Genomic DNA, 2,853 nt, shown 5'->3' with positions numbered 1-2,853 from the left:
AGACCTGCCTTAGGCCGGGTGAGCAAAAAAAGCGTCGAGCAGCAGCTCGACGCCAAGGATGAGGCTTGGCCCACAGGGAGACAGAGGAGCCAAAGCCATGCTCCCTTTTACGAGAGCGCGGAACCTAACATCCCCGCAGCGCCCTACTGTAGGATACCTGGCTATCAGGTCAGTCGAACGACGGCGTCCGTGTAGGTGTCCGTCCCCATACTGGATTTGCCGCCCTCGAAGATTTCCCGCTCCGCGATCCAGTCGCGCGACTGCGCGAAAGCTTCCGCCGTATAGGGCTCGAACACGATGCGCTCGCCGGGCCCCCAACGGCGAATATCCATGATCCCGTGATAGCGAACGGGAAACTCGTTCTTGTAATAATGGGTATAGAGCTCGGGCCGCAGGTCGATGTCGCGTTGCGCGCGCTTGAGGGCGCGCAAGAAGCGCTTGAGGTCTTCGTCGTCCGGCGTACCGGTGATCATGGATGCGATCATGAAGGTTGTATCGATGATCTTCCGGTATCCGAGCTGCTCGGCAAGATAGTAGGGGCCGCTGAACAGGGTCGATGCCTTCGACTTGCCCTCGAGTAGGTTGTCCAGCCGCTTGAACAGCATGCCCTCCGTGAAGGACAGGCTGATCTTGTCAGCCGGCAGGTACTGCTCGAGCGCCTGGATGCTCGAATAGTGGCTCCCCGACTGATAGCCGACCGAGATCGGCACGCCCGCAAGCTCTTCCGGGCTGCGGATGGGCGAGTCGTGCGGCACGAAAATGCCGGCCGGCGCGACCGAATACACGTCCGCCCAGAGCTTGCCGTGGCCGTTCGACGCCGCCACGTTCACGGTCCAATGGCAGGCGCAATTGACGTCGGAGGTGCGGCCCTTTTCGAAGGTCTGGTAGGCGCCGGACTTTTGTCCATCCTTGTCGTGCGACTTGCCGTCCGTCGATCGCACGGTTTCCTCGAAGACGTATTCGAGACCTTCGTCCGCGAAGTAGCCTTTCTCGTCGGCGACCCATTCCTGCAGCCGAAAATGCGGCTGGATGATGAATTTCTGATTTTTCACGCTGTCCTCCGTCTTCACTGGACTGCATCGATTGATCCAAATCCTATCCCGGCAGAGGCACTCGGCTCTAGCTGAATATGGGAATAGACTTCATTCGGTATTGGAATGCAGGTACAATTGTGCGGGTCGCGATCGATGGAGCCGAATCCGTGGATGAAGACGACATCGGCCTTCGGCACTTGAGGGTTCTGAGCCTGCTGCTGGAAGTCGGCAGCATCACGCGCGCCGCACAGATCCTCGATACGACGCAGTCGTCGGTCAGCAAGATACTCGCCAAGCTGCGGGTCCATTTCGGCGATCCGCTGTTCGTGCGGGTCGGCCTATCGCTGCGCCCGACCCCCAGGGCGATTGAACTTGAGCAGCCGTTGCGGGGATTGCTAGCCGCCTCTGATGCCATGCGGTCCTCGACCTCTTCATTCGACCCCCGATCTTCCACCAGGGAGTTCTCGGTGCTCATCACCGAGGTAGGAATGATACAGATGGTGCCTCCCCTCATGGCCCATCTGGAGAAGGCAGGGCAAGGCTTGCGACTCATGGCCGTTCCACTCGATTCCCGACAATTCGGAGCGCGCCTCGAAGCAGGAGAGGCGGATGTCGCCTTGGCATGTTTCCCGGCGCCGCGGCGACGATGCGGCGCCAGCGCCTTTATTCCGAAACCTACGTGAGCGTGGTGCGCAAGGGCCATCCGCGAATTCGAAACCTATCCGACCCAGAAGCCTTTCTGCGCGAACGCCACATCATGGTGACCTTTTCAAACACGGGGCACGCCGTGCATCAGGTACTCGAGCAGGTCTTGACCAGCAAGCTGGACAAGGACCATGTGCAGGTCCGGGTGCCCAGTTTCGTCACTGCCGCGTTCGTGGCAAGCCGAACCGATGCCGTCGCCAGCATACCTGCCAGATTCGCGGAATATGTGGTTGACGATCTTCAACTCGCCGTTTTCCGGACGCCGCTCAACTTGCCGCGCGTCGAGATCAGCCAGTTCTGGCACGAGCGCGTTCATGCCGACCGAGGACATCGATGGTTCCGCGCCGCAATTTATGAGCTGTTTGGTGGATCGCGGGCAGCCGAAGTATCAGAGTTGAAAAGTCGGACCGCCTAGTCTCGCACGAGCCGGCGCCGACAAAGATGTAGTCGTAGGATAGGGCTTGCATCGCTCGCCTCGCTGGCAGTGCCGGGGTCACCTCCGCGCGCCGTGGGCCGGACCGTCGAGATCCAGGTCCTATGCGATCGTGTCGTGATCCGCTAGGACGGCGCGATTGTCGACGAACATCGGCGCCGTTTCGGCACGTAATACCGACGATCTACGATCCACGGCATTACGTGCCGGTACCTACTTGCCACCCGGGACTGAGAGTTCGAATCCGCCTTCCTCCAGCGTGACGGAAGTCTTGAGCGTCGATAGCAGCACGGCAGTTCCGCCCAGGCTGTCACGAACGAGGTTCAGATCGTCATCAGACATGCAGCGCTCGGAGGCGGCCGTCCAAGAGATGGGAACTGTGAAGTGGTACAAAGCCAACGATCAGCGTGTTAGTTTTACTGCCAAAGAGGCTGCGGCCGTAGCGAACCGGGTCACGGCGTCCGTATCGACCGCATGCGGCCGGCGATCCGTCGGAATGGCAAAAGTAGAGCAGAACGCGTGCTCCGCTTACGGGGAAACGGCGAAGCGAGGGCTCGATTCAGGTTTGCTCAACCGGGTATTTCGAGAAGATCTCTTCCACCCGTTTGAAAGCCTTTTCGGCGGCGGCCTGCGGCGTCATCCCGCCGGTCATGATGTCGGCCCACCCGATTGGCCAGACAT

4 protein-coding genes are annotated in these 2,853 nt (G+C 60.3%); 2 read left to right on the top strand and 2 right to left on the bottom strand.

The window, feature by feature from the left end; translation table 11 throughout:
- Nucleotides 1-164 precede the first annotated feature (164 nt).
- The gene (locus VNX23_RS09210) at nt 165-1,052 is read right to left on the bottom strand and encodes a hypothetical protein (RefSeq protein ID WP_325629240.1); all 888 of its coding nucleotides are present in this window, start codon (nt 1,050-1,052) and stop codon (nt 165-167) included.
- Nucleotides 1,053-1,171: 119 nt separating this feature from the next.
- On the opposite strand from VNX23_RS09210, the gene VNX23_RS09205 reads away from it, so the two are divergent.
- Together VNX23_RS09205 and VNX23_RS09200 are read left to right on the top strand one after the other, a co-directional pair.
- On the top strand, nt 1,172-1,717 hold the full coding sequence (locus VNX23_RS09205; protein WP_325629238.1) for a LysR family transcriptional regulator: 546 nt from the start codon (nt 1,172-1,174) through the stop codon (nt 1,715-1,717).
- A gap of 2 nt (nt 1,718-1,719) precedes the next feature.
- Nucleotides 1,720-2,154, top strand: coding sequence for a hypothetical protein (locus VNX23_RS09200; RefSeq protein ID WP_325629236.1), 435 nt, complete (start codon nt 1,720-1,722; stop codon nt 2,152-2,154).
- A gap of 231 nt (nt 2,155-2,385) precedes the next feature.
- Here the strand turns inward: VNX23_RS09200 and VNX23_RS09195 are convergent, their stop codons facing one another.
- Nucleotides 2,386-2,514 (bottom strand): hypothetical protein, encoded by a 129-nt coding sequence (locus VNX23_RS09195; RefSeq protein WP_325629234.1) that lies wholly within the window; start codon nt 2,512-2,514, stop codon nt 2,386-2,388.
- Nucleotides 2,515-2,853: the final 339 nt, after the last annotated feature.

The sequence above is a fragment of the Bradyrhizobium sp. genome, assembly GCF_035570375.1.
Taxonomy (GTDB): domain Bacteria; phylum Pseudomonadota; class Alphaproteobacteria; order Rhizobiales; family Xanthobacteraceae; genus Bradyrhizobium.
This window is presented reverse-complemented; position numbering and strand designations above follow the sequence as displayed.